Origin of the sequence: Lysobacter antibioticus, assembly GCF_001442535.1 — a bacterium.
In the GTDB taxonomy this organism is placed as follows: domain Bacteria; phylum Pseudomonadota; class Gammaproteobacteria; order Xanthomonadales; family Xanthomonadaceae; genus Lysobacter; species Lysobacter antibioticus.
Map to the genome: position 1 here is coordinate 1,503,234 of NZ_CP013141.1, position 26,170 is coordinate 1,529,403.

General features: G+C 67.9%; 22 protein-coding genes. 11 read left to right on the forward strand and 11 right to left on the reverse strand.

The genetic code is table 11. From position 1 onward, the window contains the following. Positions 1 to 170: 170 nt before the first annotated feature. The 6 genes from GLA29479_RS25185 to GLA29479_RS06215 all read left to right on the forward strand — a co-directional run bounded on the left by GLA29479_RS25185 (position 171) and on the right by GLA29479_RS06215 (position 3,891). Complete coding sequence (locus GLA29479_RS25185; protein WP_169795620.1) at positions 171 to 338, forward strand: LiaI-LiaF-like domain-containing protein; 168 nt, start codon at positions 171 to 173, stop codon at positions 336 to 338. A gap of 19 nt (positions 339 to 357) precedes the next feature. Continuing rightward, positions 358 to 1,104 (forward strand): 5-oxoprolinase subunit PxpA, encoded by a 747-nt coding sequence (locus tag GLA29479_RS06195; protein ID WP_057971099.1) that lies wholly within the window; start codon positions 358 to 360, stop codon positions 1,102 to 1,104. A 73-nt stretch (positions 1,105 to 1,177) separates the two neighbouring features. Next, positions 1,178 to 1,879, forward strand: a complete 702-nt coding sequence (locus tag GLA29479_RS06200) for a DUF969 domain-containing protein (protein ID WP_057971100.1) — start codon at positions 1,178 to 1,180, stop codon at positions 1,877 to 1,879. Next, the gene (locus GLA29479_RS06205; RefSeq protein ID WP_057971101.1) at positions 1,876 to 2,829 is read left to right on the forward strand and encodes a DUF979 domain-containing protein; all 954 of its coding nucleotides are present in this window, start codon (positions 1,876 to 1,878) and stop codon (positions 2,827 to 2,829) included. The genes GLA29479_RS06200 and GLA29479_RS06205 overlap by 4 nt, the downstream gene beginning before the upstream one ends. Further along, positions 2,826 to 3,539, forward strand: coding sequence for a pyroglutamyl-peptidase I (pcp, locus tag GLA29479_RS06210; RefSeq protein WP_082638337.1), 714 nt, complete (start codon positions 2,826 to 2,828; stop codon positions 3,537 to 3,539). Before GLA29479_RS06205 ends, pcp begins: the two co-directional genes overlap by 4 nt. A 43-nt stretch (positions 3,540 to 3,582) precedes the next feature. Further along, positions 3,583 to 3,891, forward strand: coding sequence for a hypothetical protein (locus tag GLA29479_RS06215; protein ID WP_057917594.1), 309 nt, complete (start codon positions 3,583 to 3,585; stop codon positions 3,889 to 3,891). Between the two features lie 208 nt (positions 3,892 to 4,099). Here GLA29479_RS06215 and GLA29479_RS06220 read toward each other — a convergent pair whose 3' ends face one another. From GLA29479_RS06220 to apbC, 3 genes are all read right to left on the reverse strand, one after another. After that, positions 4,100 to 4,612, reverse strand: a complete 513-nt coding sequence (locus GLA29479_RS06220; protein WP_057917593.1) for an RDD family protein — start codon at positions 4,610 to 4,612, stop codon at positions 4,100 to 4,102. Positions 4,613 to 4,855: 243 nt separating this feature from the next. Continuing rightward, positions 4,856 to 5,425, reverse strand: coding sequence for a dCTP deaminase (gene dcd / locus GLA29479_RS06225; protein WP_031372257.1), 570 nt, complete (start codon positions 5,423 to 5,425; stop codon positions 4,856 to 4,858). A gap of 61 nt (positions 5,426 to 5,486) precedes the next feature. Beyond that, complete coding sequence (apbC, locus tag GLA29479_RS06230; protein WP_248842803.1) at positions 5,487 to 6,554, reverse strand: iron-sulfur cluster carrier protein ApbC; 1,068 nt, start codon at positions 6,552 to 6,554, stop codon at positions 5,487 to 5,489. A gap of 498 nt (positions 6,555 to 7,052) precedes the next feature. On the opposite strand from apbC, the gene GLA29479_RS06235 reads away from it, so the two are divergent. From GLA29479_RS06235 to rnfB, 4 genes are all read left to right on the forward strand, one after another. Next, positions 7,053 to 10,037 (forward strand): TonB-dependent receptor domain-containing protein, encoded by a 2,985-nt coding sequence (locus GLA29479_RS06235; RefSeq protein ID WP_057971102.1) that lies wholly within the window; start codon positions 7,053 to 7,055, stop codon positions 10,035 to 10,037. Positions 10,038 to 10,243: 206 nt separating this feature from the next. Further along, positions 10,244 to 10,681, forward strand: a complete 438-nt coding sequence (locus GLA29479_RS06240; protein WP_057971103.1) for a DUF2147 domain-containing protein — start codon at positions 10,244 to 10,246, stop codon at positions 10,679 to 10,681. Between the two features lie 146 nt (positions 10,682 to 10,827). Beyond that, positions 10,828 to 12,921, forward strand: a complete 2,094-nt coding sequence (gene metG / locus GLA29479_RS06245) for a methionine--tRNA ligase (RefSeq protein WP_057971104.1) — start codon at positions 10,828 to 10,830, stop codon at positions 12,919 to 12,921. Between the two features lie 133 nt (positions 12,922 to 13,054). Continuing rightward, positions 13,055 to 13,477, forward strand: coding sequence for an Rnf electron transport complex subunit RnfB (gene rnfB / locus GLA29479_RS06250; protein ID WP_082638338.1), 423 nt, complete (start codon positions 13,055 to 13,057; stop codon positions 13,475 to 13,477). Here the strand turns inward: rnfB and GLA29479_RS06255 are convergent. The 7 genes from GLA29479_RS06255 to GLA29479_RS06285 all read right to left on the reverse strand — a co-directional run bounded on the left by GLA29479_RS06255 (position 13,474) and on the right by GLA29479_RS06285 (position 22,357). Beyond that, entirely contained in the window at positions 13,474 to 14,034 is a 561-nt protein-coding gene (locus GLA29479_RS06255) for a DUF4303 domain-containing protein (RefSeq protein ID WP_057971106.1), read from the reverse strand. The two genes, rnfB and GLA29479_RS06255, sit on opposite strands and share 4 nt — an antisense overlap. 13 nt (positions 14,035 to 14,047) lie before the next feature. Continuing rightward, positions 14,048 to 15,235, reverse strand: a complete 1,188-nt coding sequence (locus tag GLA29479_RS06260) for a TraB/GumN family protein (protein WP_057971107.1) — start codon at positions 15,233 to 15,235, stop codon at positions 14,048 to 14,050. Between the two features lie 85 nt (positions 15,236 to 15,320). After that, positions 15,321 to 16,340 (reverse strand): DUF1684 domain-containing protein, encoded by a 1,020-nt coding sequence (locus GLA29479_RS06265; RefSeq protein WP_082638339.1) that lies wholly within the window; start codon positions 16,338 to 16,340, stop codon positions 15,321 to 15,323. Between the two features lies 1 nt (position 16,341). After that, positions 16,342 to 18,228, reverse strand: a complete 1,887-nt coding sequence (gene mutL / locus GLA29479_RS06270) for a DNA mismatch repair endonuclease MutL (RefSeq protein ID WP_144436379.1) — start codon at positions 18,226 to 18,228, stop codon at positions 16,342 to 16,344. 255 nt (positions 18,229 to 18,483) lie between these two features. Continuing rightward, positions 18,484 to 20,241 carry an N-acetylmuramoyl-L-alanine amidase gene (locus tag GLA29479_RS25935; protein WP_057971109.1) on the reverse strand — a complete coding sequence of 586 codons (1,758 nt, stop codon included), beginning with the start codon at positions 20,239 to 20,241 and terminating at the stop codon, positions 18,484 to 18,486. 87 nt (positions 20,242 to 20,328) lie between these two features. Further along, the gene (tsaE, locus tag GLA29479_RS06280) at positions 20,329 to 20,832 is read right to left on the reverse strand and encodes a tRNA (adenosine(37)-N6)-threonylcarbamoyltransferase complex ATPase subunit type 1 TsaE (protein ID WP_057973089.1); all 504 of its coding nucleotides are present in this window, start codon (positions 20,830 to 20,832) and stop codon (positions 20,329 to 20,331) included. A 34-nt stretch (positions 20,833 to 20,866) separates the two neighbouring features. Next, positions 20,867 to 22,357, reverse strand: a complete 1,491-nt coding sequence (locus GLA29479_RS06285) for a bifunctional ADP-dependent NAD(P)H-hydrate dehydratase/NAD(P)H-hydrate epimerase (protein ID WP_057971110.1) — start codon at positions 22,355 to 22,357, stop codon at positions 20,867 to 20,869. On the opposite strand from GLA29479_RS06285, the gene queG reads away from it, so the two are divergent. Then, a complete protein-coding gene (gene queG / locus GLA29479_RS06290; RefSeq protein ID WP_082638340.1) occupies positions 22,356 to 23,498 on the forward strand; it encodes a tRNA epoxyqueuosine(34) reductase QueG in 1,143 nt (380 codons plus the stop codon). The genes GLA29479_RS06285 and queG overlap by 2 nt on opposite strands. A 1,156-nt stretch (positions 23,499 to 24,654) precedes the next feature. On the opposite strand, the gene pgi is transcribed toward queG, so the two are convergent. Continuing rightward, on the reverse strand, positions 24,655 to 26,166 hold the full coding sequence (gene pgi / locus GLA29479_RS06295; protein ID WP_082638341.1) for a glucose-6-phosphate isomerase: 1,512 nt from the start codon (positions 26,164 to 26,166) through the stop codon (positions 24,655 to 24,657). Positions 26,167 to 26,170: the final 4 nt, after the last annotated feature.

Here is a 26,170-nt window from a genome sequence, read left to right on the forward strand (position 1 = left end):
CCCCCTCACAAAGGGGGGCGAGTTTCCAGCTCGTTCGTACTCACAGGCTCGGCCGCCCTCGCTCGCACGATGCATCCCGCAAGCCCGCCTCTTGTTCCCCCGCCCCAACCCGTCTAGACTCCTTGCGTCCCCGGGGCCCGGCGCCCTGCACCACTTACGAGACCGCAGCAATGAAATCCCATGTCGTCGGCGCCCTGATCCTGATCGTCATCGGCACCTTGTTCCTGCTCAACAACCTGGGCCTCACCAACGTCAGCCTGACCCGGTTGCTGATGACCTGGTGGCCGGCGATCTTGATCGCCGTGGGCCTGGGTCTGCTGTTCAAGCGCGGCAAATAGCCGCGCGGAGTTTCGCCTCATGCAGGACCGCATCGATTTCAATTGCGATCTCGGCGAGGGCTGCGGCGACGACGCCGCCATCCTGCCCTACGTCAGTTCGGCCAACATCGCCTGCGGCGGCCATGCCGGCGACGAGGCGACGATGCGAGAAACCCTGCGCCTGTGCCGCGAACACGGCGTCGCCGCCGGCGCGCATCCGGGTTACGACGATCCCGAGCATTTCGGCCGCCGCACCCTGCCGCTGAGCCGCGACGAGATCGGCATGCTGATGCTCAACCAGCTCGCCCGGCTCGCCGCGGTCGCCGCCGACGAAGGCGTGCGCCTGACCCACGTCAAACCGCACGGCGCGCTCTACAACCTCGCCGCCGACGATCGCATCGTCGCCGAGGCCATCGTCGGCGCGGTGGCCGCGTTCGATCCGAACCTGATCGTCTACGGCCTGTCGCAATCGCAACTCACCGACGCGGCCGAAGCCGCCGGTCTGCGCGTCGCTCACGAGGTCTTCGCCGAGCGCGGTTATGCCCGCAATGGCCGGCTGTTGCCGCGCGGCCAGCCCGGCGCGGTGATCGAGTCGCTCGACGACGCGATCGCCCAGGTCCACGGTCTGGTCGTGCGCGGCGAAGTCGCGACCGCCGACGGCGGCCGCATCGCGCTGCGCGCCGACACCCTGTGCCTGCACGGCGACCGCAGCGATGCGCCGGCATTCGCGCGCGCGCTGCGCGCCGCACTGGAAGCCGACGGCATCCGGATTCTGCCGATCGCATGAGCGCCCCGCGCCCTATCGCAGACGGCGCCATCGGCACACCCCATCAACGAAATTCCATGAACGAGGGCGTGGCATGAATTATTGGCCCCTGATCGGCGTCGCCGCGGTCGTGATCGGCTTCGTACTGCGGCTCAACCCGGCGCTGGTGGTGGTCGCCGCCGGCTTCATCACCGGCCTGGCCGCGCAGTTGTCGCCGCTGGACATCCTCGAAGTACTCGGCAAGGCCTTCACCGAGAAGCGCTTTCTGTTGCTGTTCCTGCTGACCCTGCCGGTGATCGGCCTGCTCGAACGCCACGGCCTGAAGGAACACGCGCAGAACTGGGTCGCGCGATTGCGCGGCGCGACCATGGCGCGGCTGCTGATAGCCTATCTGCTGATGCGCCAGTTGTCGTCGGCGCTCGGCCTGACCAGCCTCGGCGGGCATCCGCAGACGGTGCGTCCGCTGCTCGCACCGATGGCCGAGGGCGCCGCCCAGACCCGTCACGGCGAACTCGACGACGACGAACGCCAACGCATCCGCGCCCTGGCCGCCGGCACCGACAACGTCGGCATGTTCTTCGGCGAGGACATCTTCATCGCCTTCGGCGCGGTGCTGTTGATCCAGAGCTTCTTCGCCGAGCACGGTTTCGAGCTCGATCCACTGCAGATCGCCTTGTGGGGCATTCCGACCGCGATCTGCGCCTTCCTCATCCACTCGGTGCGCATCGTGCGCTTCGAACGCAGGCTGGGGCGACGAGGCACGGCGGCCGCGGCTACGGAGCCGCCTTCGCCATGATCACCCTGACCTTCGTGTATTGGGTGCTCGGCGCCTATTTCGGCGTCCTCGCCTGGCGCGGCCTACGCGACGGCGCCAATCCGCGCCGCCTCGCCAACGGCTCGTTCTGGGGTCTGATCGCCTTGCTGATGTTCACCGCCGAGCATCTGCCGAACAAGATCGTCGGCGCCTGCGTGGTCGCGCTGGCGGTGCTCGCCGGTTTCGGCGGCCTCGGCAAGGGCGGTTACGACGAAACCGCCGCCGAGAAAAAACAGGACGAAGCGCAGCGGCTCGGCAACCGGCTGTTCTGGCCGGCCCTGCTGATCCCCAGCGTGACCCTGATCGGCGCGCTCGGCCTGAAGTACGTGCGCATCGGCGATACGCCCTTGCTGCAGACCGCCAACGTCACCCTGATCGCACTCGCCATCGCCTGCCTGATCGCACTCGCCGCCGCCTGTCGCCTGACCAAGCAGACGCCGTGGAGCGGCGTCGAGCAATCGCGGCGCCTGGTCGATTCGATCGGCTGGGCGGCCTTGCTGCCGCTGCTGCTGGCCACGCTCGGCAGCGTGTTCGAAGCCGGCGGCGTCGGCCAGGCCGTGGCCGGCGTGATGCGTGCGGTGATCCCGGTCGACAACGCCTTCGTCGTGGTCGTCGCCTACGCGCTCGGCATGGCTTTGTTCACCGTGATCATGGGCAACGCCTTCGCCGCGTTCCCGGTCATGACCGCCGGCATCGCCCTGCCCTTGCTGGTCCATCACCACGGCGCCGAACCGGCCTCGCTGGCGGCCATCGGCATGCTCTCGGGCTATTGCGGCACCTTGCTGACGCCGATGGCGGCCAACTACAACCTGGTGCCTGCGGCCTTGCTCGAACTCAAGGCCCCCTACGGCGTGATTCGCGCGCAATGGCCGACCGGCGTGGTGCTGCTGGCCTGCAACGTGGTGCTGATGTACTGGATCGCGTTTCGATGACGGCGCAGGCACCGACTACGCAAGCGCCGGCTCTGCAAGCGCCGATCCTGCGGGCACCGATCCTGTTGACCGGCTTCGTGCCGTTCGACGGCGAGACTGACAACCCGAGTTGGGACGCGGTACGCCGGCTCGACGGCGCGTCGATCGCAGGCAACGACGGCGCCGAACATCGCATCGTCGCGCGTTGCTTGCCGGTCGCGTTCGGCCAATGCCTGGTCGAATTGAACGAAGCCATCGACAGCCTGCGGCCGGCGCTGGTGCTGTGCGTCGGCCAGGCCGGCGGCCGCTCGCAATTGTCGCTGGAGCGCATCGCGATCAACCTCGACGATGCGCGCATCGCCGACAACTGCGGCGCGCAACCGATCGACGAACCGGTGGTCGCCGACGGCCCGGCCGCGTATTTCACCGACCTGCCGATCAAGGCCATGCTGGCGGCGCTGCGCGCGGCCGGCATCCCGGCCGAGGTGTCCCAGACCGCCGGCACCTATGTCTGCAATCACCTGTTCTATGGGCTGATGCATGCCCTGCGCGGCCGCGACGGCGTTCGAGGCGGCTTCATCCACATTCCGTATGCTCCGGCACAGGCTGCGCGCCATGCCGGTGCGCCGAGCCTGGCGATCGATACGGTCGTGCAAGGCCTGCGGGTGGCGCTGGAAACCGCGTTGACCACCCAGGTCGACCGACGCATCGCCGGCGGCGCCGAACACTAAACCGGGCGTTCGCCTACCCACCCAATTCCGACGGAGTATCCCCATGCATCGCTTGCTGCTCGCCGCCCTGCTCGCCACCGCCACCGTCGCCGGCTCGATCGTCGCCCCCGCGCACGCCGGCCTGTTCGACAAGAATCCCGAGCAGGTCGCCACCGAGGCCGTCAACAAGAACCTGATCGCGGTGACCCTGTGGGTCGACGCGAGCTGGGGTTTCCGCAACCAGGGCGCGGCCAACGCGCTGAGCCGCGCGCACCAGGCTTTCACCACCCGCGATTACGACGTGGTCAGCGTCGAGCCGTATATCGAGAACGGCGATCTGCAGGGGTTTTTCGTTACTTATCAGCGGCGCTGAGCGCGGGTTTTCTGAAGGCCGCGCCGGTAGTCGTGGCGGCGCGGTCGCGACTTGCGGCGCTCCTACCCTAAGAGCCTCGGCGTCGGGTGGATGCGTGGTCGCGGCTCGCGCCGCTCCTACCCAGGGACCCGGCCGTCTGGAGGCCATAAAAAAAGCGCCGATGCTTTCGCATCGGCGCTTTTCTTGGAAGACGCGGACGCGGCCGGGATCAGCGCGCGACCACGACCTTGGTACCGGCGATCTGGTCGTGCAGGCAGCGGCGGTCGTCGCGGAAGATCATCAGCACGTCGACCAGCTGGACGATCGCGCCCAGGCACGGAATCAGGCCGATGCCCTGCGAGAACAGGTAGCGCTTGCCGAGCAGCTCGGCCAGGCTCGGCTGCAGGCCGTCCATGTCGACGATCTTGATCTTCATGACCTTCTTGCCCCAGGTCTGGCCGCTGGCGTTCAGCGGGTAGGCCTGGACCAGGAAGAACACCACGATGCCGATCAAGCCCCACATCATCTGCAGGCCGAAGGTCTGCTCGCCGGCCTGGGCCGCGGTCATGACCTGCTCGAAATAACCGCCGACGAACATCACCGGCATCAGCAACACCAGCATGATCACGGCGTCGATGATGGCGGCGACCAGCCGGATGCCGCGATCGGCCAATTCCTCGCCATCGTGCTCGGGCGCGGTCAGCGAGGATTGCGGGCTTTGATACGGGTTCTGCGGGTCCATTCCTTTGCTCCTTGGTTGAGATGACGCCAACGGCCCCCTGCCGCGACGCCTGTCGAATTGTGACGGCGAACGATAACAGGCCGGCGGCATCAATACGCATCCTGCCGGCCAATTCGCCGCCTTGCGTCCGCGGCCGGCGGCGCACCGGCGCGACAGGCCGCAGGCATACGAGAACGGCCTGGCACGCATCCGCGCCAGGCCGTCGGTTGTCGCTCTCGCCTCCGCCGCAGCGGCGGGCCGGGCTCAGGTGCGCGGCAGGGTCACGCCGACCTGGCCCTGGTACTTGCCGCCGCGGTCCTTGTAGGAGGTCTCGCAGACTTCGTCGGACTGGAAGAACAGCATCTGCGCCACGCCTTCGTTGGCGTAGATGCGCGCCGGCAGCGGCGTGGTGTTGCTGAATTCCAGGGTCACGTGGCCTTCCCACTCCGGCTCCAGCGGCGTCACGTTGACGATGATGCCGCAGCGCGCGTAGGTGCTCTTGCCCAGGCAGACCACCAGCACGTCGCGCGGAATGCGGAAGTACTCGACGGTGCGCGCCAGGGCGAAGGAGTTCGGCGGGATGATGCAGACGTCGTTCTCGATGTCGACGAAGCTGCCCGGGTCGAAGTGCTTGGGATCGACGATGGTCGAGTTGATGTTGGTGAAGACCTTGAACTCGCGCGAGCAGCGCACGTCGTAGCCGTAGCTGGAGGTGCCGTAGCTGACGATGCGCTGGCCGTCGGCGGCGTGCTTGACCTGGCCGGGCTCGAACGGCTCGATCATGCCGTGCTGCTCGGACATGCGGCGGATCCAACGGTCGGACTTGATGCTCATTGCGATGTTCCAGTAAGGGCAGCCAGGCCGCCGATGGTAAGGGAGGTAGTGCGGGCCGCGCTCAGCCGAGCAGCGAAGCCGAGATCGACGGCGTCACCCGCGGCCGCAGCGCGAGCTGCACCGCGAGCCGGCGCGCGGCGGCGCGGTAGGCGCGCGCGGCGGTCGAATCCGGCGCCGAGGCGACGATCGGCACGCCGGCGTCGCCCTGCTCGCGGATGCCGATTTCCAGCGGCAGGCTGCCGAGCAGGCTCACGCCGTATTGGCTGGCCATGCGCGCGCCGCCGCCTTCGCCGAACAGGTGCTCGGCGTGGCCGCAGTTCGAACACACGTGCACGGCCATGTTCTCGATCAGCCCGAGCACCGGCACTTCGACCTTCTCGAACATGCGCAGCGCCTTCTTCGCATCGAGCGTGGCCACGTCCTGCGGCGTGGTCACGATCACCGCGCCGGCGACCGGGATCTTCTGCGACAGGGTCAGCTGGATATCGCCGGTGCCGGGCGGCAGGTCGACGATCAGATAGTCGAGCTCGCCCCAGCGGGTGTCGTTGAGCAAGGTGGTCAGCGCCGAGGTCGCCATCGGGCCGCGCCAGATCATCGGCGTGTCCTGTTCGACCAGCGGGCCGATCGACATCGCTTCCAGGCCGTGCGCGCGCATCGGTTCGATGCTCTTGCCGTCCGGGCTATCGGGGCGGCCGCTGAGGCCGAGCATCATCGGCACGCTGGGGCCGTAGATGTCGGCATCGAGCACGCCGACGCGGGCGCCGTCGGCGGCCAGGGCCAGGGCCAGGTTCACCGCGGTGGTCGACTTGCCGACACCGCCCTTGCCGGAACCGATCGCGATCACGTTGCGCACGCTCGGCAACGGCGCCAACTTCGGCTGGACCGCGTGCGACACGATGCGGGTGTTGAGTTCCAGGCTCGCCAGGCTCAGGCCCTCGCCCGCCAGCAACTCGCCGATCGCCGTTTCCAGCGCGGTACGCAGGCCCTCGAGCGGATAGCCGGCGGTGATCGAAACCGCGGCGCGGCCTTCGCCGACGCCGGCGCGGATGCGCGCCTCGCTGTCGCCCAGGCGCACGTCGGTCTCGGGAATGAAAAGCGCCGCGATCGCGGCCTGCAAGGTCTCGCTCATACCGGCCGTCCGGCCGTACGGGGTGTGTGGATGCGCATGGGGACTCTGAATGGGGGGCGGGCCGCTCGGCGGCCTGTGCACATGGTAAAGCCTGCGCTTGGCAGCGTCCTGTCCGGCATGCGCGCGCGGCCGCGTTCGACGCCGCTCCGAGGGGCCGAGGGCGGCCTCGCCAGACCGCTCCGGCGCCGGCAACATGGCCGCCCAATAAGCAACCATAAATTGCATATCACACCAGCGCGCTGTCACAGATTCCAGCGGTTCCGATTGCGCTCATCCGCGCAGGAACCCGCCTTGCAGCAATGGTTACATTCCGGCAACAAGCGCGAAAACGCATTGCAATCAATCGCTTGAATGTTGGCACTCAGCAAAATCAAACACCGCCCCAGGCAAGCCGGGAAATATTACGTGCGTGTTAAGTTCAGGTTTGTAAAGGGATTGTTAAAGCGCCAGGAAGGCACCCGAAACATGCACTTACGTTCTCAGTTAGGGGAAAACTCAATGGCAGTACGCAACTCGCAGGGCCTGCAACGCAGCAGGCTGACGGCGGCGCTGGTCAGCGCCATGCTGGTCTCGGTCGCCGGCACCGGCTACGCCCAGGACGCGGCCCCGGCCGACGCCACCGCGACCGCGGCGACCGACATCGACGCGGTCACCGTGACCGGCTCGCGCATCAAGCGCATCGGCTTCGTCACGCCTTCGCCGGTGGTCGGCATCAGCGCCGAGGAAATCCGCTCCACCGGCGCGGTGACCATCGCCGACCTGATGACCACCCTGCCGCAGTTGTCGGCCACCTACACCCTGGGCAACTCCACCCGCGCCATCGGCACCGCCGGCCTCGGTCTGCTCGACCTGCGCGGCATGGGCAGCGCGCGCACCCTGGTGCTGGTCAACGGCCGCCGCCACGTCGGCGGCACCTCGGGCTCGACCGCGGTCGACGTCAACACCATCCCGGTCGAACTGATCGAGCGCGTCGAAGTCATCACCGGCGGCGCCTCGGCCGTGTACGGCGCCGACGCCGTCGCCGGCGTCGTCAACTTCATCATGAAGAAGAAGTTCGACGGCTACGAGATCCGCGCCCAGACCGGCGACGCCAGCGAAGGCGATTTCAGCCGTTCCTTCATCAGCGCCACCGGCGGCAACGAATTCGCCGGCGGCCGCGGCAACATCGTGTACTCGGCCGAGTACAGCAAGCAGGATCGTTTCGGCCGCGGCGATCGCAAGATCGGCCGCGAGTTCAACATCAACATGCCGAACCCGAACTTCGACCCGAGCAAGCCGCCGAGCCAGACCAACCCGCAGCGCGTGTTCATGGGCCCGGGCGGCAATTCCAGCCTGTCCTACGGCGGCACCTTCAACCTCGGCGGCAAGCGCTATCTGTTCAACGACGACGGCAGCTTCCGCCCGAACCGTTACGACGGCCCACGCGAAGGAGCGAACAACTGCGTCGACTGCGACTTCGCCGACCTCAACGGCGTGGCCGACCTGCAGCCGGGCTTCGACCGCTACAGCGTCAACACCATGCTCAACTTCGAGATCAACGAGAACCATAAGTTCTTCTTCGAAGGCAAATACACCAAGACCGAATCGGACTTCCTCGGCCAGCCGCCGTTCGACCAGCCGTTCCGCATCCGCCGCGACAACGCCCTGATCTCGCCGCAACTCGGCGCGCTGATGGACGCCAACGGTCTCGCCTCGCCGGCCAGCCAACTGCAGATCAGCCGCTTCAACGTCGACGCCGGCCGTCGCGGCGAACAGGTCGACCGCAAGACCCAGCGCTACGTCGCCGGCCTGGAAGGCTATCTGTCGGAGAACTGGACCTATGAAGTGTCCGGCGTCTACGGCAAGACCGAAATCGACCGCCTGAACCTAAACAACCGCATCAACGACCGCTGGCAGGCCGGCATGGACGTGGTGCGCGACGCCAACGGCAACCTCGCCTGCCGCGTCTCGGTCAACCCCAACGCGATCAACCCGAACACCGGCCGCGCCTACCTCGACATCTCGCGCGCCGGCTGCGTGCCCTTCAGCGTGTTCGGCAACGGCGCGGTCGACCCGAAGGCCGCGGCCTGGTTCAACTACGACGCGATCAACCGCAGCAAGATCACCCAGAGCGTGTTCAGCGCCTCGGTCGCCAACAGCGCGCTGTTCGAGCTGCCGGCCGGCGGCGTCGGCTTCGCCGGCGGCATCGAATACCGCAAGGAAACCAGCGAGGAAATCACCGATCCGCTGGCCGCGCAGGGCCTGACCTTCCTCAACGCGATCCCCAGCCGCAAGGGCGAGTACAGCGTCAAGGAAATCTTCGCCGAAGCGACCGTACCGCTGCTGGCCGACCTGCCCGGCGTGCAGCGCCTGAGCATGGACCTGGCCGGCCGTTACTCCGACTACGACACGGTCGGTTCGACCAAGACCTGGAACGTCGGTCTGGACTGGGCGATCAACGATTCGCTGCGTTTGCGCGGCAGCGTCGCCCAGGCGGTGCGCGCGCCGAACATCGGCGAGCTGTTCAACCCGCAGACGCAGAACTTCGCCACCGTCTACGACCCCTGCGACACCCGTCCCGGCGTCACCAACGGCGTCTCGACCGCGGGCGACCCGGCGCTGCGCGCCAGCAACTGCGCCACCCTCGGCATCCCGGCCAACTACCGCGACACCTACACGGGCAACCGCCCGGGCGTCAGCGGCGGCAACCCGGACTTGAACGTCGAACAAGCCCGCTCGCTGTCCTACGGCCTGGTCTGGCAGCCGGAGTTCATCGAAGGCTTCGGCCTGTCGGTCGACTACTGGCGCGTCACCCTGACCGACGCCATCGGCGCCGTCAGCGCGCAGACCATCGCCACCCGTTGCGTCGATTCGCCCGGCGGCATCGGCAACGATTTCTGCGCCCTGATCCAGCGCGCGCCGGCCGCCGGCTATGTCGACTCGCAGGGCCGTACCTTCCCGGCGAATTCGATCTACAGCTGGAAGGCGATCAACGAAAACCTGGCCAAGACCCGCCGCGCCGGCGTCGACATCGAAGCCGACTACCGCTTCGAAATGCTGGGCGGCCAGGCCGCGCTGCGCTTCGTCGGCACCCGCCTGATCTCCTCGCGCGAATGGCCGTTCCAGGACTTCCCGGCCGAGTACGACGAGTACGTGACCTACGTCAGCGATCCGCGCTGGCGCGCCTCGCTCAACGCCAGCTACAAGCACGGCAACTGGCGCGGCTCGTGGGACATGCGCTACATCGACGGCAACCTGCGCGTGGTCCCGGAGAGCTACAACAGCAACCCGGGCCAGATCTCGCCGATCCGCAACCCGTCCTACACCTATCACAACCTGCAGATCGGCTATAAGGTCGCGAACACCGGGCTGGACCTGTACATCGGCGCGGACAACGTGTTCGACAAGGACCCGCCGTTGAACTACTTCGGCGAGACCGAGGACAACGCGAACTACGACAGCATCGGCCGCTACGTCTACGCCGGCGCCACCTACAAGTTCTGATCCTCGCTCCAAGCCAGACTGCGTCACCAGGAAGCCCGGCCCAGGCCGGGCTTCTTTTTGCCCGCCTGAACGGTGGCCCGGGTCGACTTCCATACCCTGGCGGATGCGGTATAAAGGCTGCAACCGCGAATAGCGGCCGGCCTGTCGAGCGGTCCGAGCGCGGTCCGAATGTGGTTCGATCACGCCTAATCCCTGGGAGGGGACCCATGCGTACCAAACTGTTTGCACTGTTGCTGCTCGCGCTGCCGATGGCCGCGTTCGCCCAGGCCACGCCGGTCGGCAAGTGGACCACCGTCGACGACAAGACCGGCAAGCCCAAGTCGGTCGTCGAGATCTACGAAGCCAAGGACGGCAGCCTCGCCGGCCGTGTCAACGAAGTCCTGCAGTCCGATCGCGGCCCGAACCCGACCTGCGACAAGTGCTCGGGCGAGCGCAAGAACAAGCCGGTCAAGGGCATGGTGATCCTGTGGGGCATCCGCAAGGACGGCAGCGCCTGGGACGGCGGCCAGATCCTCGACCCGGCCACCGGCAAGATCTATTCGGTCAAGGTCACCCCGATCGACAACGGCAAGAAACTCGAAGTCCGCGGCTTCATGGGCTTCTCGCTGCTCGGCCGCACCCAGACCTGGATGCGCCAGGAATAAACCCCGCGCCGGTCCGCGATCCACGGAAACCCGGCCTGTGCGCCGGGTTTCTTTTTGCGCCGACGCCGGCCGCAGACCCTGCGGTCCGCCACGGCCGGCGCGCAGGCCCATGCCATAATTCACGACCACCCACGGCACCCGCACTCATGTCCCGCGAAATCGTCGTCTCCAACGCCCTGCCCTATGCCAACGGGCCGCTGCACCTCGGTCATCTGGTCGGTTACGGCCAAGCCGACATCTGGTGTCGCGCGCAGCGAATGAGCGGCCACCGCGTGCACTACATCTGCGCCGACGACACCCACGGCACGCCGATCATGCTCGGCGCCGAAAAGGCCGGCCTGACCCCGGAAGCCTTCATCGCCGGCGTCCAGGTGAGCCATGAGCGCGACTTCGCCGACTTCGGGGTCAAGTTCGATCACTACGACTCGACCCACTCAGCCGGCAACCGCAGCTTGACCGAAGGCTTCTACGCGCGCCTGGACAACAGCGGCCACATCACCCGCCGCTCGGTCGCGCAGTTGTACGACCCGGTCAAGGGCATGTTCCTGCCCGATCGCTACGTCAAGGGCATCTGCCCGAACTGCGGCACCCCCGACCAATACGGCGACAACTGCGAGAACTGCGGTGCGACCTATGCGCCGACCGAACTCAAGGAGCCGCGCTCGGTGGTCAGCGGGGCAACGCCGGAGTTGCGCGAGTCCGAACACTTCTTCTTCGAGGTCGGCCATTTCGAGGCCTTCCTGCGCGAGTGGCTGGCCGGCGACGTCGCCACGCCCGGCATCAAGGCCAAGCTGCACGAATGGCTCGACGTCGACGGCGGCTTGCGCGCCTGGGACATCTCGCGCGATGCGCCCTACTTCGGTTTCGAGATCCCCGGCCACCCGGGCAAGTACCTGTATGTCTGGCTGGACGCGCCGATCGGCTACCTGAGCAGCTTCCAGGCTCTGTGCGAACGCGAAGGCCTGGATTTCTGGTCCTACCTGGCCCGCGACAGCGAAGCCGAACTGCACCACTTCATCGGCAAGGACATCGTCACCTTCCACGGCCTGTTCTGGCCGGCGGTGCTGCACGGCGCCGGCTTCCGCGCGCCGACCCGGCTGCACGTCAACGGCTATCTGATGGTCAACGGCGAGAAGATGTCGAAGTCGCGCGGCACCTTCATCCAGGCGCGCACCTACCTCGACGTCGGCCTCGACCCGGAAGCGCTGCGCTACTACTTCGCCACCAAGACCAGCGGCGGCGTCGAGGACATCGACCTCAACCTGTCCGACTTCGTCGCCCGGGTGAACGCCGACGTGGTCGGCAAGTTCGTCAACCTCGCCAGCCGCTGCGCCGGCTTCATCGAGAAGCGCTTCGACGGACAACTGTCGGCGACCCTGCCGGACGCGGCGATGTACCAGCGCTTCGTCGCTCAGCTAACGCCGATCGCCGAAGCCTACGCGCGCAACGAAGCCGCGAGCGCGGTACGCCTGACCATGGCGCTGGCCGACGAGGCCAACAAATACATCGACGAGCACAAGCCCTGGGTGCTGGCCAAGCAGGAAGGCGCCGAAGCGCATCTGCAGGCCGTGTGCACGCAGGGGCTGAACCTGTTCCGCGTGCTGGCCGCCGCGCTCAAACCGGTGCTGCCGCGCGTCTCGGCCGAGGCCGAGGCCTTCCTCGCCGCGCCGGTGACGCTGTGGGAAGACCTCGCCGAGCCGCTGCTCGACCACCGCATCGGCGCCTACGTCCCGCTCTTCACCCGCATCGACACCAAACTGATCGACACCATGATTGAAGCCAGCAAAGAATCCCTCGCCGCCTCCGCACCGGCAGCCGCCGCCGATGGCAAAACCCCAGCCGCTGCCGTCGCCGCTGTGAGTTCAACGCCGGCTGTCGTGCCCTCGAGCTCGAATGCAGCGGCCGTCGCGACGGTTGGCATCGACGAGTTCGCCAAGCTCGACCTGCGCATCGGCACGGTCCGGGTCTGCGAATTCGTTGAAGGCTCCGACAAACTGCTGCGTTTCGAACTCGACGCCGGCGAACTCGGCACGCGCCAGATTTTCTCCGGCATCCGCGGCTCCTACGCCGAGCCCGACAAGCTGGTCGGCCGCAAGGTGGTGTTCATCGCCAACCTCGCCCCGCGCAAGATGCGCTTCGGCATCAGCGAAGGCATGATCCTGTCGGCCGGTTTCGACGGCGACGGCCTGCACCTGCTCGACGTCGACAGCGGCGCCGCCCCGGGCATGCCGGTCAAGTGAGAGCGAGCGAGAAGTGAGTTTGGAGGAGTGAGAAGTGAGTACTGGCTGACTCAAAGCCGCCGCGCGCTTCAGCAAAGCTGATACACGGCTGCCTTTACTCACTCCTCACTCCTCTATCCTCACTTCCAGCCTCATGGATCTGATCGAGCGCCTCGACCGCCTGCTGCCGCAGACCCAGTGCGGGCAATGCGGCTACGCCGGCTGCCGCCCCTATGCCGAAGCGATGGCGCGCGGCGAGGCCGGGGTCGACCATTGCCCACCGGGCGGCGACGCCGGTGCGCGCAGCTTGGCGCGCCTGCTCGGGGTCGAGGCGAAGCCCTACGACCGCAGCCGCGGCGAGCACAAGCCCGCGCCGCTGGCGCTGATCGTCGAAGCCGACTGCATCGGCTGCACCAAATGCATCCAGGCCTGCCCGGTCGACGCCATCATCGGCGCGGCCAAGCACATGCACACGGTGATCGAGCCGCTGTGCACCGGCTGCGAGCTGTGCGTGCCGGCTTGCCCGGTGGATTGCATCGTGCTGGTCCCGGCCGCGGACGCGACGCTCGGCGCTTAGTCGCGCCAGCTGCGCGACCATGCGGCGAATTCGGCCGCGACCGCAGGCGAGTTCAAGCGCGCCACGCGCCGGTTCAATTCGGCGGCCGGCTCGTCGTCGTCGGAAATCGTCGCCAATACCACGAAGTCTTCGCCGAGCCCGGCGAAGCACTGCTTGCGCAACGACTCCGCGCTCTCGACCATCGTGTCCATCAGGCGCGTCTTGAAATCGGCGAAGCGCGCGTCCTCGTCCCCCTCTTCGAGGGCGAACACGTGCTCGCGCAGGCGATCGCACAAACGCCCGAACTGCTCGTCGGCGCCGACGCCTTCCAGCGGCCATTCCGACGGCGAGTAACGGTAGTACAGGCGCTCGTCGGGATATTCGTTGTCGATACGGCGCAGGTAATCGGCAGTCGCCATCGCCGGGCACACCGTCATCGCGCCGGCATCGGAGTACAGCGCGAACGCACGCACCGGGTCGTCGCCTTGCGAGGCGGAGATCTCCGCGAACGCCGCCGCGGCCGCGACGACGATGTCCTCGCGCAAGGCCGCGAAGTCGAATCCTGCCACTGCCGTCATCGCCGGCTCGTGCTCAGCGCGACGGGCCGGCCGGCTTGGCTTCGGCGCGTGCGGGCTCGTGCTTGGCCGGCTCGTGCTTGGCCTGCCCTGGCTTGGCGGCCTCGGCTTCGCTCGCCTCGTGCTTGCCACTGTCGTGCTTACCGGAGGCGTCCTTGGCGGGTTTGTCCTTGCCGCGCTTGGGGTCGGCCGGCTTGCCGGCGTCCTTGGCGGCGAAGGCGCGCTCGGCGCCGATCACCGGCACCGGGCCGTCGGCCGGCGTGCAGCTCGAGCACACGCGCTCGACCGTATAGCCCTTCGCACGCAGGCGCTCGACCAGACCGTCGTTGCCGAGCAGGTGCAGCGAACCGACCACGACCAGGGCGTCGCCCTGCTTGGGCTCGTCGAGCATCTTCTGGATCTGCGGCACCCAGGCTACGTTGCGTTCGACGTTGACCATCCGGTAGGTCTCCGGGGTCTTCTGTTCCATCTCCACGCGCGCCTTCTCGTCGAGCATGGCCAAGTCTGCATTGCGCCAGGCCGAATGGATTTCGTCGAGCATGCCCGGCACGTCCTCGGGCTTGTCGACGAACTCGCGCAGCGCGGTGATCTGCTCGGGCAGCGGGCCCGAATCCATGACCTGCATCTGCAGCTCCATGGTCTCCAGGCCCGAGGTCGGCTTGCCGGCTTCGGCCGCCTGCCGCATCAGGTACTGGTCCAGCCCCAGTTGCGGGCTGAAGCCCATCGACTGCGATACGCCGAGCACCAGCGACAGATTCACGAACCAGGGTTCCAGCGCGTCGAGCTGGGCCAGCGAACTGCCGTTTTTGGCCAGCACGCGGTTGAGCTTTTCGCGCAGGTCGGCCGGCAACACCTTGCTCAGGGTGCGGCCGTCGTCGTAGCGCGCACGCGCCATGAAACGCTGCGGCACGGTCGGGTCGAACATCTCTTCCGGCGCGACCTCGAACACCAGCTTGCCGGCGCCGGCGAACGCCTGGTCGATGTCCGACGACAACGGATAGTCGTCGGCGCGCAGCAGATGGAACGAGCCCAGCAGATAGACCGCGTTGTCCTGGTCGGAGACTTTCCACAGCAAGGGTACCGGCGGCGCCTTTGCGGTCGCCGCGGGCACGTCGCCGGCGGCGCTCGCGGTCGCGGAAGTCAACGATGCGCTGAGCACCGAAGCGGTGAACAAGGGCAGGACGAACAGCTTCAGGAACCGCATGGGCAAACTGATCCTTGGGTCGGCGACGCAGGCGTCGAACTCGAGTGAAGGGGGATGGCGAAGCGCCGCGATAAAGCCGGACGCGTCACGGGGCTTGCGCGGTGGCGCTCGCGGCCGGCGCGACGTCGTCGTGTTTGTAGGTCTTCTCGCCGGCGGCGACTTCCAGGTCGAGACGGTTTTCCGCCGGCGGCAGCGGACAGGTCGCGAACGGCGTGAACGCGCACGGCGGGTTGTAGGCCTTGTTGAAATCGACCGTCACCAGGCCTTGCAGGTTCGGCCGCGCGACGTCGAGGAAACGCCCGGCGCTGTAGCTCTGGTGGCCGCTGGTGCGATCGGCGAACACCAGCAGCAGTTCGTCGCCGCCCTGGTCCAGCGCCTCGATGCGATAGGTCTTGCCGTCGCGCTCGAACTCGATCGCACCCGGGTTCGGCGTCGCCTCGATGGTGCCGATGATGTTGACGATGTCGATGGTCTTGCCGGCCGGATGAGCGACGAACTTCGCGCTGAGCTTCCACTCCTGCTGCGGTTCCCAGTAATCGATGCCCTTGAAACCGGTCAGGGTCGGCGCCTGCGCATGGCGTGCGCGCAACAGGTAGCGGTCGCCGCGCTTGATCACGGTCAGGATGCCCTGGCCGTCGTCGAAACCGATCTTGCTCGGGCCGGCCGGGTAGTCGTCGGCGAGCAGATTCGCCGCGCCCTTGAGCGGCTGGTCGTTGAGGGTCAGCTGCTGGCCGCGCTCGGGAATGAAACGCAGGCGGCCCTTGTTGAGCGAAAGCAGGCCGAAATGGGCCGGGCCGACGCCGAGGCGGATGCCGTTGTCGCGGTCGCTGCCGAAATAATGCGAGCCGGTGTCGATGGGATACAGGCCGACCAGGCTGGCCCAGCCGTCGGGCTTGAGCAACTCGTCCTTGCGTTGCTGGCGCCACAGTTGCTGGTCGCGGGCGAAGGTGTCGCTGACCGCGGCGGCGCGCGCGACTTCGCGCTTCTGCGCGACCTGCTGTTCGGGCGAATCGCAAGCGGCCAGGCCGAGCAACAGCAAGGCCGACAGTGCCGGCGCGGACAACGTGCCCGACAAAGTGCGTGCAAAGGAGCGTGCAGCGGTCATCTCAACGGCCTCGCAGGAACCAGCGATCGATCTCGGGCAGGCTGAAGCGCGCCCAGGTGGGGCGGCCATGATTGCATTGACCGGAGCGTTCGGTCGCCTCCATCTCGCGCAACAAGGCATTCATTTCCGGCAAAGTGAGACGTCGGTTCGCACGCACCGCGCCATGGCAGGCCATGGTCGAGAGCAATTCGTCGCGGGCCGCGGCCACCCGGCGCGATTCGCCGTGCTCGCGCAGGTCGGCGAGGACGTCGCGCAGCAAGGCCTCGACGTCGCCGTGCGCCAACAACGCCGGCACCGCGCGCAAGGTCAGCGACTGCGGGCCGCTGCGGGTGACTTCGAAGCCGAGCGCGAGCAGCGTCGCCTCCTCGCGCTCGGCGACTTCGGCCTCGCGCTCGGACACCGCCAGGCTCGCCGGCACCAGCAAAGGCTGGGTGCGCAGGCCTTCGCCGTCGTGGGCGGTCTTGAGCTTCTCGTAGCCGATGCGCTCGTGGGCGGCGTGCATGTCGACCACGATCAGGCCTTCGGCGCTTTCGGCCAGCACGTAGATGCCGTGCAACTGCGCGATCGCATAACCGAGCGGCGGCAAGGTCTGGTCGTCGCTGTGCGGCAACGCGCCCGGCGACTGCGAGCCATCGTTCATTTCGCGCGGCGGCATCGCATAGGCGCTGCCGCCTCCCGCGTTCGCGCCGTAACCGCCACCGGCATAGGTAGAACCGCCGGCGGAACCGCCACCGCCGTTGCCGTACAGGGCGGCGTAACCGGCACGGGTTTCCTGCACCTGCAGACCGAGCGGCGCTTGCGGGCGCCAGGCGTACATCGACGAGCCTGCGGCACCGGCAACGGCCGCCTCCGCGCCTGCCGACGCCTGCTGGGCCATGCCGGCGCGGGTCTCGGCCAGGGCATCGTTGAGCGTGCGATAGACGAAATCGTGGATCAGGCGCGCATCGCGGAACCGCACCTCGTGCTTGGCCGGATGCACGTTGACGTCGACGCGGCGCGGATCCAGTTCGAGGAACAGCACGTAAGCCGGCTGGCGGCCATGAAACAGCACGTCGGCATAGGCCTGCTTGACCGCGTGGGCGATGCTGCGGTCGCGCACCGCGCGGCCGTTGACGTAAAGGTATTGCTGGTCGGCGCTGGCGCGGTTGTACGACGGCTGCGCGATCCAGCCGTGCAAGCGCAGGTCGGCGCCGCTGTGCTCGACGCGCAGGGCATTTTTGGCGAACTCTTCGCCGAGCGCCTCGCTGATGCGGGTGTCCGACAGGCCCATGTCGACCAGGTCGCCCTCGCCTTTCCAGCGCCGGGTCGGCTTGCCGTTGTGCGACACGCGCAGCTCGACGTCGGGACGGGCCAGCGCGAGCTGGCGCAACCATTCTTCGATGTGGCCCAGCTCGGTGCGCTCGGCCTTGAGGAACTTGCGCCGCGCCGGCACGTTAAAGAACAGGTCGCGCACTTCGACCGTGGTGCCTTGCGGATGCGGCTTCGGGGCGATCTCGCCGACCCGGCCGCCGTCGACTTCGAGCATGGCGCCGCGGTCTTCGCCGATGCGGCGCGAGGACAAGGCGAAACGGCTGACCGAGGCGATCGAGGGCAAGGCTTCGCCGCGGAACCCGAGCGTGGTCACGCCTTCCAGGTCGTCGAGCGAGGCGATCTTGCTGGTGGCGTGGCGCGAGATCGCCAGCGGCAGTTCTTCCGGCGAGATGCCGGCGCCGTCGTCGCGGATCCGGATCAGGCGCACGCCGCCCTCTTCCAGGTCGATGTCGACCCGGCGCGCACCGGCGTCGAGGGCGTTCTCGACCAGTTCCTTGACCACGGAGGCGGGACGTTCGACCACTTCGCCGGCGGCGATCTGGTTGATCAGGGTGTCGGGCAGTTGGCGGATGCTCACAGGCGGCATTCGGTGCGCGCGGCACCGTCGGGGGATGGGGATCGATGATAGCCGCTGGGGTGCGGCTTTCGCGATCCGGAGCTTGCGGTTTGGGCGGGGGGTTGCGATGCGCTCAGCGAGTGGCGGCGGAGCGCCCTCATCCGCCCTGCGGGCACCTTCTCCCGCAAGCGGGAGAAGGATTACCCCACATGGACAAACGAAAACGGCCCCGAAGGGCCGTCGATCGATATCCGACGCGAGAGGAACGTCGGAGCCTCAGGGGCTGCCGCCGCCCCCGAACCCGCCCGGCGAAGGCAGTTGCGCCTCGGCGCGCGCCGCGTACATCGTGCCCGGCGGCGGCTGGCGGGTGAAATAGGTGTTGACGCCATCGAGCACCGCCCGCGCCAGCGCGCGCTGGTGCGAAGGATCGGTGAGACGGCGCTCTTCTTCCGGATTGGAGATGAAGGCGGTCTCGACCAGCATCGCCGGCATGTCCGAGGTGCGCAGCACCGCGAAGTTGGCTCGCTCGATATGCGGCTTGTGGTTGTGGCCGACCTGCTTGAGGCCGCTGAGGACGTGCCCGGCCGCGTCTTCGGAGGCCTTCATGTGGCCGCTCTGAGTGAGATCGAGCAAGACCGAGGTCAGGGTGTTGTCGGTCTGCTGCAGGCGCACGCCGCCGACCAGGTCGGAGGCGTTTTCCTTGTCGGCCAGCCAGCGCGCGCGCTGCGAGGACGCGCCCTTGAGCGACAACACGTACACCGACGAGCCCTTGGCGGCGCGGTTTTCGGCGGCGTCGGCATGGATGGAGATGAACATGTCGGCCTTGGCCTGGCGCGCCAACTGAGCGCGGCGCGGCAAGGGGATGAACACGTCGGTGTCGCGGGTCATGTAGGCCTTGAGGCCCGGCGTGGCGTTGATCTGGCGCGCGAGTTCGCGGCCGATCGCCAGGGTCACGTCTTTCTCGCGCTTGCCGGACTGACCGATCGCACCGGGGTCCTGGCCGCCGTGGCCGGGGTCGATGGCGATTACCAGCGGGCGCATGCCGCGGCCGCGCATGACGTCCTTGAGGGTCTTGACCGCGCCGGCCGGCGGCGCGCTTTCGGGCATCGCTGCGGGCGGAGCCGTCGCGGCGCCGGGCATCGGCGTCGGCACGCCGGTCGCGACCCGGGTCGGGACGCCGGTGGCGATGCGGGTCGGCACGCCGCTGGCGACCGTGCTCGGTATCGGCGCCTGCGCGGCCTGCTCGAACACGGCCTGGCGCGCAGCCTGCTGGGCGGCTAGTTGCTGGGCGTTGGCGGCCGGCGGCGGCGCTGCGGCGCCGACCAGCGCCGGAGCCTGGTGGTTGGGAAGCTGTGCGCCCGCGGCCTGGGTATTAGGGGCTTGCGGGTTCGCAGCGTGCGGGTTCGAGGCCGGGGCAGCGAGATGCGGAGCTGCGCCAGGCGCCTGGGCCGTAGTCGGGGCGGCCGGCGCCGCAGCATTGCGGGCGGCGAGTTCGGAGATCAGGCGGCTGGTCGCGGCGGCGGATTCGACCGAAGGATCGACCGTAGCGGCCGCTGCACTGGCGGTCGGCGTAGCGGCGGCCGGCGCCTGCGGCGCGGGTGCGGCCGCGACGGCTGCCTTCGGTTCGACGCCGTCGCCGGGCCATTCCAGGACCAGGCGCGGACCCGACCCGCCCTGCTCGATGCGCGGCTTGAGTGCGGCGACCGGCTGGGCGAGATCGAAGACGATGCGGACCGTGCCCGGCTGCGGTGCGCCGGTGCGGACGGATTTGACGATGCCGGTGCCGGCCGGGAGCTTGACGCTCTTGCCGACGCTGGAGGCCGGCAGGTCGACGACGAGGCGGTCCGGGCCCTTGAGGCTCAGGACTTTGTAATCGGCGTTCTTGTCGAGGGCGATCTCGGCGCGCGTCCCGGTAGCCCCGCTGCGCAGCTCCAAGCCCTTGATTTCACTGGCGTGCGCGAGATTCCAGGCCAGCGCCGCCAACAGCGCTATGCCGAGCAGGAATTTCTGGACGGTGGCCCCTTTGACTCGCATGGGCGTAAGTCAAGCACTGCGACACAGTAAATGCAAGAACTTTTCCCTTTCAAATCCGGCACCTGGGGCCACTTCCTATGGAATCGTTCAGGAGTCGGCCGCAAACCCATAGCCGGCGGTCCCCGCTCCCAAGGCACCAAGCCAGGCCTGCCCCGCCGCAGAAACCCCACTGAGTTCGACCTCGCGCCCCTCTCCATCGACGGCCAGTTCGACCCGCAGGTCGGGCGCGGGCAACCAGCCGCGGCCGCGCTCCGGCCATTCGACCAGCCACAACACCGCTTCGCCGCCGTCGAGACCGAGGAATTCGAGCTCGCCGGCATCGCCGATCCGGTACAGGTCGAGGTGCCAGGCCTCGCCGCCTTCGGACAGCGGATAGCGCTCGACCAAGGTATAGGTCGGGCTGCGGATCGCGCCGGTAACACCGAGTGCGCGCAACAAGGCGCGCGCCAGGGTCGATTTGCCGGCGCCGAGGTCGCCGTGCAGATGCACCTGCAAGCCCTCGCCGTCGTGCGCGGGCCGTGCCCGCGCCAAGGCGCCGCCGAGCGCGTCGGTGGCCTCGGCATCGCCCAAGTGCAGTTTGATCGTGTGCATGCTCATCCCTGCCGATTCTACTGACTGGCCCGCGCTACGGATTAGCACGACGGCGCAACCACGGCATCAGGTCGCTCGGCAGCAGACCGCGCTCGCCGCCGTCGCGCGCGGCATCGTCGCCGGCCAGCGAATGCAGCAGCGCGCCGCAGCTGGCGGCGTCGAAAGCATCGAGGCCTTGCGCGCGCAGAGCGGCGATCACACCGCTGAGCACATCGCCCATGCCGCCGACCGCCATGCCCGGATTGCCCGCGCCGACCACGCGCACGATGCGATCCGTTGCGGCGACCAGGGTGCCGGCGCCCTTGAGCACGACCGTGCAGGCATAACGTTCAACGAGAGCGCGCACCGCGGCGAAGCGATCGGCCTGCACGCTGGCGGTGTCGCTGCCGAGCAGGCGCGCGGCTTCGCCGGGATGCGGCGTCAACACCGTATCGGCCGGCAAACGCCGTGGCTCGGCGGCGAGCAGATTCAGCGCATCCGCATCGAAAAGCAGGGGTTTTCCGCTGTCCAGCGCATAGCGATACAAATTCCGGCCCCATCCTTGTTGGCCGAGCCCAGGTCCGATCGCGATCACGTCGGCGGCGGCGAAGGCCGTGCGCGGATCGTCGTTCTCGCCGATCGCACGCGGCATCGCCTCGGGCAATCGCGCCAGCATCGGCGCGACGTGCGCCTCGCGCGTGATCGCATCGAGCAAGCCGGCGCCGCTGCGCAAGGCCGCCTGCGCGCACAGCAACAGCGCACCGCCATGGCCGAGATCGCCGCCGATGCACAGCACCCGGCCGTTGCGACCTTTGTGACTGTCGCGCAGGCGCGGCGACAACCAGCGCGGCACGTCGCCGGCGCGCAGCCAGTGCGCGCTCGCCGGCACACCGTAAAGTTCGCGCGGCAAACCGAGGTCGGCGAGTGCGAGCGCACCGACGCGATCGAGTGCGGCGCCGCTGCGTAGTCCGCATTTGCCGGCGATGAATTCGAGCGTGCGCTGCGCGGTCACCGCCGATGGGTAGGCATGGCCGCGATCGGCATCGACACCGCTCGGCGCGTCGAGCGCGAGCACCGGCGCTGGATGGGCGTTGATCGCGTCGATCAGAGCGGATGCGTCGGCATCGGGCGCGCGCGACAGGCCGATGCCGAACACCGCGTCGACGACCGCGTCGGCCTCGGGCAAGGCGCCTTCGAACTCGACCACGCGACCGCCGGCCTGCATGTAGCCGGCCGCGGCCCGCTCGGCGAGCGCACCACGCGGCGCGTGCCCCGGCAGGCGCATTACCAGCACTTTGCGCCCGGCCTGCTGCGCATGCGTCGCCAATACGTAACCGTCGCCGCCGTTGTTGCCCGGGCCGCAGACCACCAACAGGCGCATCGCCTGCGGCCAATGGCCCAGCAGCTCGCGCCAGGCGGCTTCGCCGGCCCGCGCCATCAGCGCATAGGCGTCGCCGAGCTCGGCCACGGCCGCGGCTTCGATCGCGCGCAGCGCGGCGCCGTCGAACAAGGCCATCGGCGATGAAGTTTCAGCGGTCGGCGACATGCGGCGATTCTATACTTGCCGCATCGTGAGCCAGTCCGACACCCGCCCCACTTCGCCTCTCCCCGCGTCCGCCGATGCGCCCGGGAGCGCGCCCGACTACGCTGCGCTGGCCCTGCGCATCCGCGAGATCGCCCGCGAATTCGGCTTCCAGCGCTGCGGCATCTCCGGGATCGAGCTGGCCGAGGACGAGGCCTATCTGCTGGATTGGCTGGAACAGGGCCTGCACGGTTCGATGGACTGGATGGCCCGCCACGGCGGTTTGCGCGCGCGTCCCGACGAACTGCTGCCGGGCACCTTGCGGGTGATCTCGGTCGGGCTCGACTACGGCCGCCGCGACGACGAAGACGCCTGGGTCACGCTCGCCGACGGCGAACGCGCCTATGTCGCGCGCTACGCCCTCGGCCGCGACTATCACAAGCTGATGCGCCAGCGCCTGCAGCGTCTGGCCGACCGTCTGGCCGAACTGGTCGGCCCGTTCGGCCATCGCGTATTCGTCGACTCCGCGCCCGTGCTCGAACGCGCGTTGGCACGCAACGCCGGGCTCGGCTGGATCGGCAAACACACCTGTTTGATCGACAAGGACGGCGGTTCCTGGTTCTTCCTCGGCGAGATCTACGTCGACCTGCCCTTGCCGATCGACCGCCCGGCCAGCGCCCATTGCGGCACCTGCACGCGCTGCATCGACATCTGCCCGACCCAGGCCATCGTCGCCCCGCACCGCCTCGACGCGCGGCGTTGCATCTCCTACCTGACGATCGAACACGAAGGCCCGATACCGGTCGAACTGCGCGCGCCGATCGGCAACCGCATCTTCGGCTGCGACGACTGCCAACTCGTCTGCCCCTGGAACAAATTCGCCAAGCGCAACGACGAACCGGATTTCCGCGCCCGCAACGACCTCGACCGCGCCAGCCTGGCGCAGTTGTTCGCCTGGGACGAAGCCGAATTCCTGCGCCGCACCGAAGGTTCGGCGATCCGCCGCAGCGGCCACGAACGCTGGCTGCGCAACATCGCCGTCGCCCTCGGCAACGCCCCGGGCAGCGACGAAGTGATCGCCGCCTTGCGTTCGCGGCGCGAGCATCCCAGCGAGATCGTGCGCGAGCATGTCGAATGGGCGCTGGCGCGGCATGGGGTGCGGTAGCCCGGTGGTGTGATGCACCGCGTACCCAGGGTAGGAGCGGCGTCCTACTGGGTTTCCTTCGGTCACAAGCTGCGACCGCGCTGCAGCGGTCTTACGGCGTATCGCTCAAGCAAGATCTAGATCTAGATCAAACGCCAAAAGCTTCCGCCACTAAAGCGGCGGGTTACTTTCTTTTGTCTAAAGCAACAAAAGTCCGTCTGGATTCCCTTCGGTCAAAGGTAACCAAAGAAGTTGCTTCTTTTTGAATCACAAGCCCGCACGAGCGGTGCATACGCGGGGATCTACATACGGGACATCCATGTCCCGATGAAAAACGGCGCGCATCCTTGCGCGCCGCCCTCCGGGTCTTCTATGGCCTTCGCGAGTGCGAATCGACGCACAGCAACAGCAAAGCTGCTCTTGGGTAGGAGCGGCGCGAGCCGCGACCGCGTTCGTTCAGCGACCATCGTCTGCCGCGAAAGGCGCCGTCTCAACCACGACGCCGTTGCCGTTGCCATTGCCATTGCCGTTGCCGTTGCCGTTGCCGTTGCCGTTGCCGTGATGAGCTTGGCGCACCACCGAACTCGCGAGAACGCCTGGAGACCCGGAGGGCGCCGCACAGGACGTGCGGCGTTTTCCGATAAGACAGGGACGTCTTATCGGAAAATTCCGGCGCGGGCTGCGTACTCGCAGGGGAGCTTCGTCAAGGAAAGCCTTTTCTTTGGTTATCTTTCTTTTGGGCCAGCAAAAGAAAGTAACCCGGCCGCGTTAGCGGACGGAAGCTTTGCACTTGCTTGTTAGAAACTCCGCGTAATCGGTCGCGACTCACGTCGCTCCTACAGGGAAACTCTACCCTTGCTTCTGAGATGCGCCGCAAGACCGCCACAGCGCGGTCGCGACTCGCGTCGCTCCTACCCACCGCGACAGTTCGAGCCTACGATCAATGACGACGGCTGTGCGATTTCTACGCGTCCCTTGGTCGCGACTCACGTCGCTCCTACAGGGAAACTTTGCCCTTGCTTGTGAGACGCCCCGAAACACCGTCACAGCGCGGTCGCGGCTCGTGACCGAAGGAAATCCAGTAGGACGCCGCTCCTACCCTGAGCACCGAAGCCAACCTTAAAACGAAAAACGACGCCGTAGCGCCGTTCTCGTCCATCGCGACCGCGCGGCAACCTCAGCCGCGCAAGCGCCGGATCAGCTCGCGGGTGACCGGGTCGTCGGCCTCGGCATCGCCGGCCAGGGCCGGCAACAGACGGCTGGCGACCTGCTTGCCGAGTTCGACGCCGAACTGGTCGAAGGCGTTGATGCCCCAGAACACCGACTGCAGGTAGACGCTATGTTCGTACATCGCCAGCAAGGCGCCGAGCGCATGCGGGGTCAAGGCGTCGAGCAGGATGGTCGTGCTCGGGCGTCCGCCGGCATAGACGCGGTGCGGGTCGTCGCTGCCCTGGCCGTTGGCGAAGGCCTCGGTCTGGGCCAGCAGGTTGGACTGCAGCGCGCGATGGTTCTGCGCATACGGCGCATCGGAACGGACCACGCCGATGAAGTCGGCCGGCACGATCGAGGTGCCCTGGTGCAGGGCCTGGAAGAAGCTGTGCTGGGTGTCGGTGCCGACGCCGCCCCACCACACCGCCACGGTATCGCCGGCCACGGCCGAACCGTCCAGACGCACCGACTTGCCGAGGCTTTCCATCACCAACTGCTGCAGATAGTTCGACAGCAGCTTGAGGCGGTCGTCGTAGGCGAGCACGGCCTGGGTCGCGTAGCCGAGGCCGTTGCGGTTCCAGATCGCGGTCAGCGCGTGCCAGGCAGCGAGATTGCTCTGCAGCGGCGTGCGCAGCACGTGCGCGTCCATCTCGGCGGCGCCGTCGAGGAATTGCTCGAACGCGTCCATGCCGATGGCCAGCGCGATCGGCAAGCCGACCGCCGACCACAACGAATAACGCCCGCCGACCCAGTCCCACATCGGCAGGATGCGCTCGGACGGGATGTTGAAGGCGTCCGCCGCGCGCCCGACATTGGCGCTGATCGCGTACAGGCGCGAGTCGTCGCCGAGCCAGTCGCGCAGGATGCCGCCGTTGAGCAGGGTCTCCTGGGTGCCGAAGGTCTTGGAGATCAACAGCGCGGCGGTGCGCTTGGGGTCGAGTCCGGCGAGTACGCGCTGGGCGGCGTGGCCGTCGACGTTGGACAGGAAGTGCACGCGGAAGCGGCCCGGGGTGGCGCCGGTCAACGCATCCACGGCCAGGCGCGGGCCGAGATCGGAACCGCCGATGCCGACGCTGACGATGTCGGTGACCTCGCTCGCGGCGAGCGCGTCGACCACCGCGCGCATGCGCTGACGGGCTTCAAGGGCTTGTGCGTGCGCAGCGCGCGCGGTGTCGGTCGCGGACAGGTCGCTGCGCAGCGCGCTGTGCAGCGCCGGACGGCCTTCGGTGACGTTGACGATCTCGCCGTCGAACAGGGCGCGCAGACGGCCGACGCTGTCGGCGGCCTCGGCGGCGCGGAACAACCACTCCAGCGCGGCGCGGTCGTAATGCTGGCGGGCGAAGCTGGCGTAGACCGGCCCGACCTTGACGGTGAAGTCCGTTGCGCGGGCCGGATCGGCGGCGATCAACGCCGGCAGCGGAGTTTGGGTGACGCGCCCGACTTCGGCGCGCAGCTCAGTCAGTCGGGCGTCATCGCTCATCTGT

Coding starts and splice junctions, on each gene's coding strand:
- GLA29479_RS25185 (WP_169795620.1), top strand. CDS start 171: ATGAAATCCCATGTCGTCGGCGCCCTGATCCTGATCGTCATCGGCACC.
- GLA29479_RS06195 (WP_057971099.1), top strand. CDS start 358: ATGCAGGACCGCATCGATTTCAATTGCGATCTCGGCGAGGGCTGCGGC.
- GLA29479_RS06200 (WP_057971100.1), top strand. CDS start 1,178: ATGAATTATTGGCCCCTGATCGGCGTCGCCGCGGTCGTGATCGGCTTC.
- GLA29479_RS06205 (WP_057971101.1), top strand. CDS start 1,876: ATGATCACCCTGACCTTCGTGTATTGGGTGCTCGGCGCCTATTTCGGC.
- pcp (WP_082638337.1), top strand. CDS start 2,826: ATGACGGCGCAGGCACCGACTACGCAAGCGCCGGCTCTGCAAGCGCCG.
- GLA29479_RS06215 (WP_057917594.1), top strand. CDS start 3,583: ATGCATCGCTTGCTGCTCGCCGCCCTGCTCGCCACCGCCACCGTCGCC.
- GLA29479_RS06220 (WP_057917593.1), bottom strand. CDS start 4,612: ATGGACCCGCAGAACCCGTATCAAAGCCCGCAATCCTCGCTGACCGCG.
- dcd (WP_031372257.1), bottom strand. CDS start 5,425: ATGAGCATCAAGTCCGACCGTTGGATCCGCCGCATGTCCGAGCAGCAC.
- apbC (WP_248842803.1), bottom strand. CDS start 6,554: ATGAGCGAGACCTTGCAGGCCGCGATCGCGGCGCTTTTCATTCCCGAG.
- GLA29479_RS06235 (WP_057971102.1), top strand. CDS start 7,053: ATGGCAGTACGCAACTCGCAGGGCCTGCAACGCAGCAGGCTGACGGCG.
- GLA29479_RS06240 (WP_057971103.1), top strand. CDS start 10,244: ATGCGTACCAAACTGTTTGCACTGTTGCTGCTCGCGCTGCCGATGGCC.
- metG (WP_057971104.1), top strand. CDS start 10,828: ATGTCCCGCGAAATCGTCGTCTCCAACGCCCTGCCCTATGCCAACGGG.
- rnfB (WP_082638338.1), top strand. CDS start 13,055: ATGGATCTGATCGAGCGCCTCGACCGCCTGCTGCCGCAGACCCAGTGC.
- GLA29479_RS06255 (WP_057971106.1), bottom strand. CDS start 14,034: ATGACGGCAGTGGCAGGATTCGACTTCGCGGCCTTGCGCGAGGACATC.
- GLA29479_RS06260 (WP_057971107.1), bottom strand. CDS start 15,235: ATGCGGTTCCTGAAGCTGTTCGTCCTGCCCTTGTTCACCGCTTCGGTG.
- GLA29479_RS06265 (WP_082638339.1), bottom strand. CDS start 16,340: ATGACCGCTGCACGCTCCTTTGCACGCACTTTGTCGGGCACGTTGTCC.
- GLA29479_RS25935 (WP_057971109.1), bottom strand. CDS start 20,241: ATGCGAGTCAAAGGGGCCACCGTCCAGAAATTCCTGCTCGGCATAGCG.
- tsaE (WP_057973089.1), bottom strand. CDS start 20,832: ATGCACACGATCAAACTGCACTTGGGCGATGCCGAGGCCACCGACGCG.
- queG (WP_082638340.1), top strand. CDS start 22,356: ATGCGGCGATTCTATACTTGCCGCATCGTGAGCCAGTCCGACACCCGC.
- GLA29479_RS06285 (WP_057971110.1), bottom strand. CDS start 22,357: ATGTCGCCGACCGCTGAAACTTCATCGCCGATGGCCTTGTTCGACGGC.
- pgi (WP_082638341.1), bottom strand. CDS start 26,166: ATGAGCGATGACGCCCGACTGACTGAGCTGCGCGCCGAAGTCGGGCGC.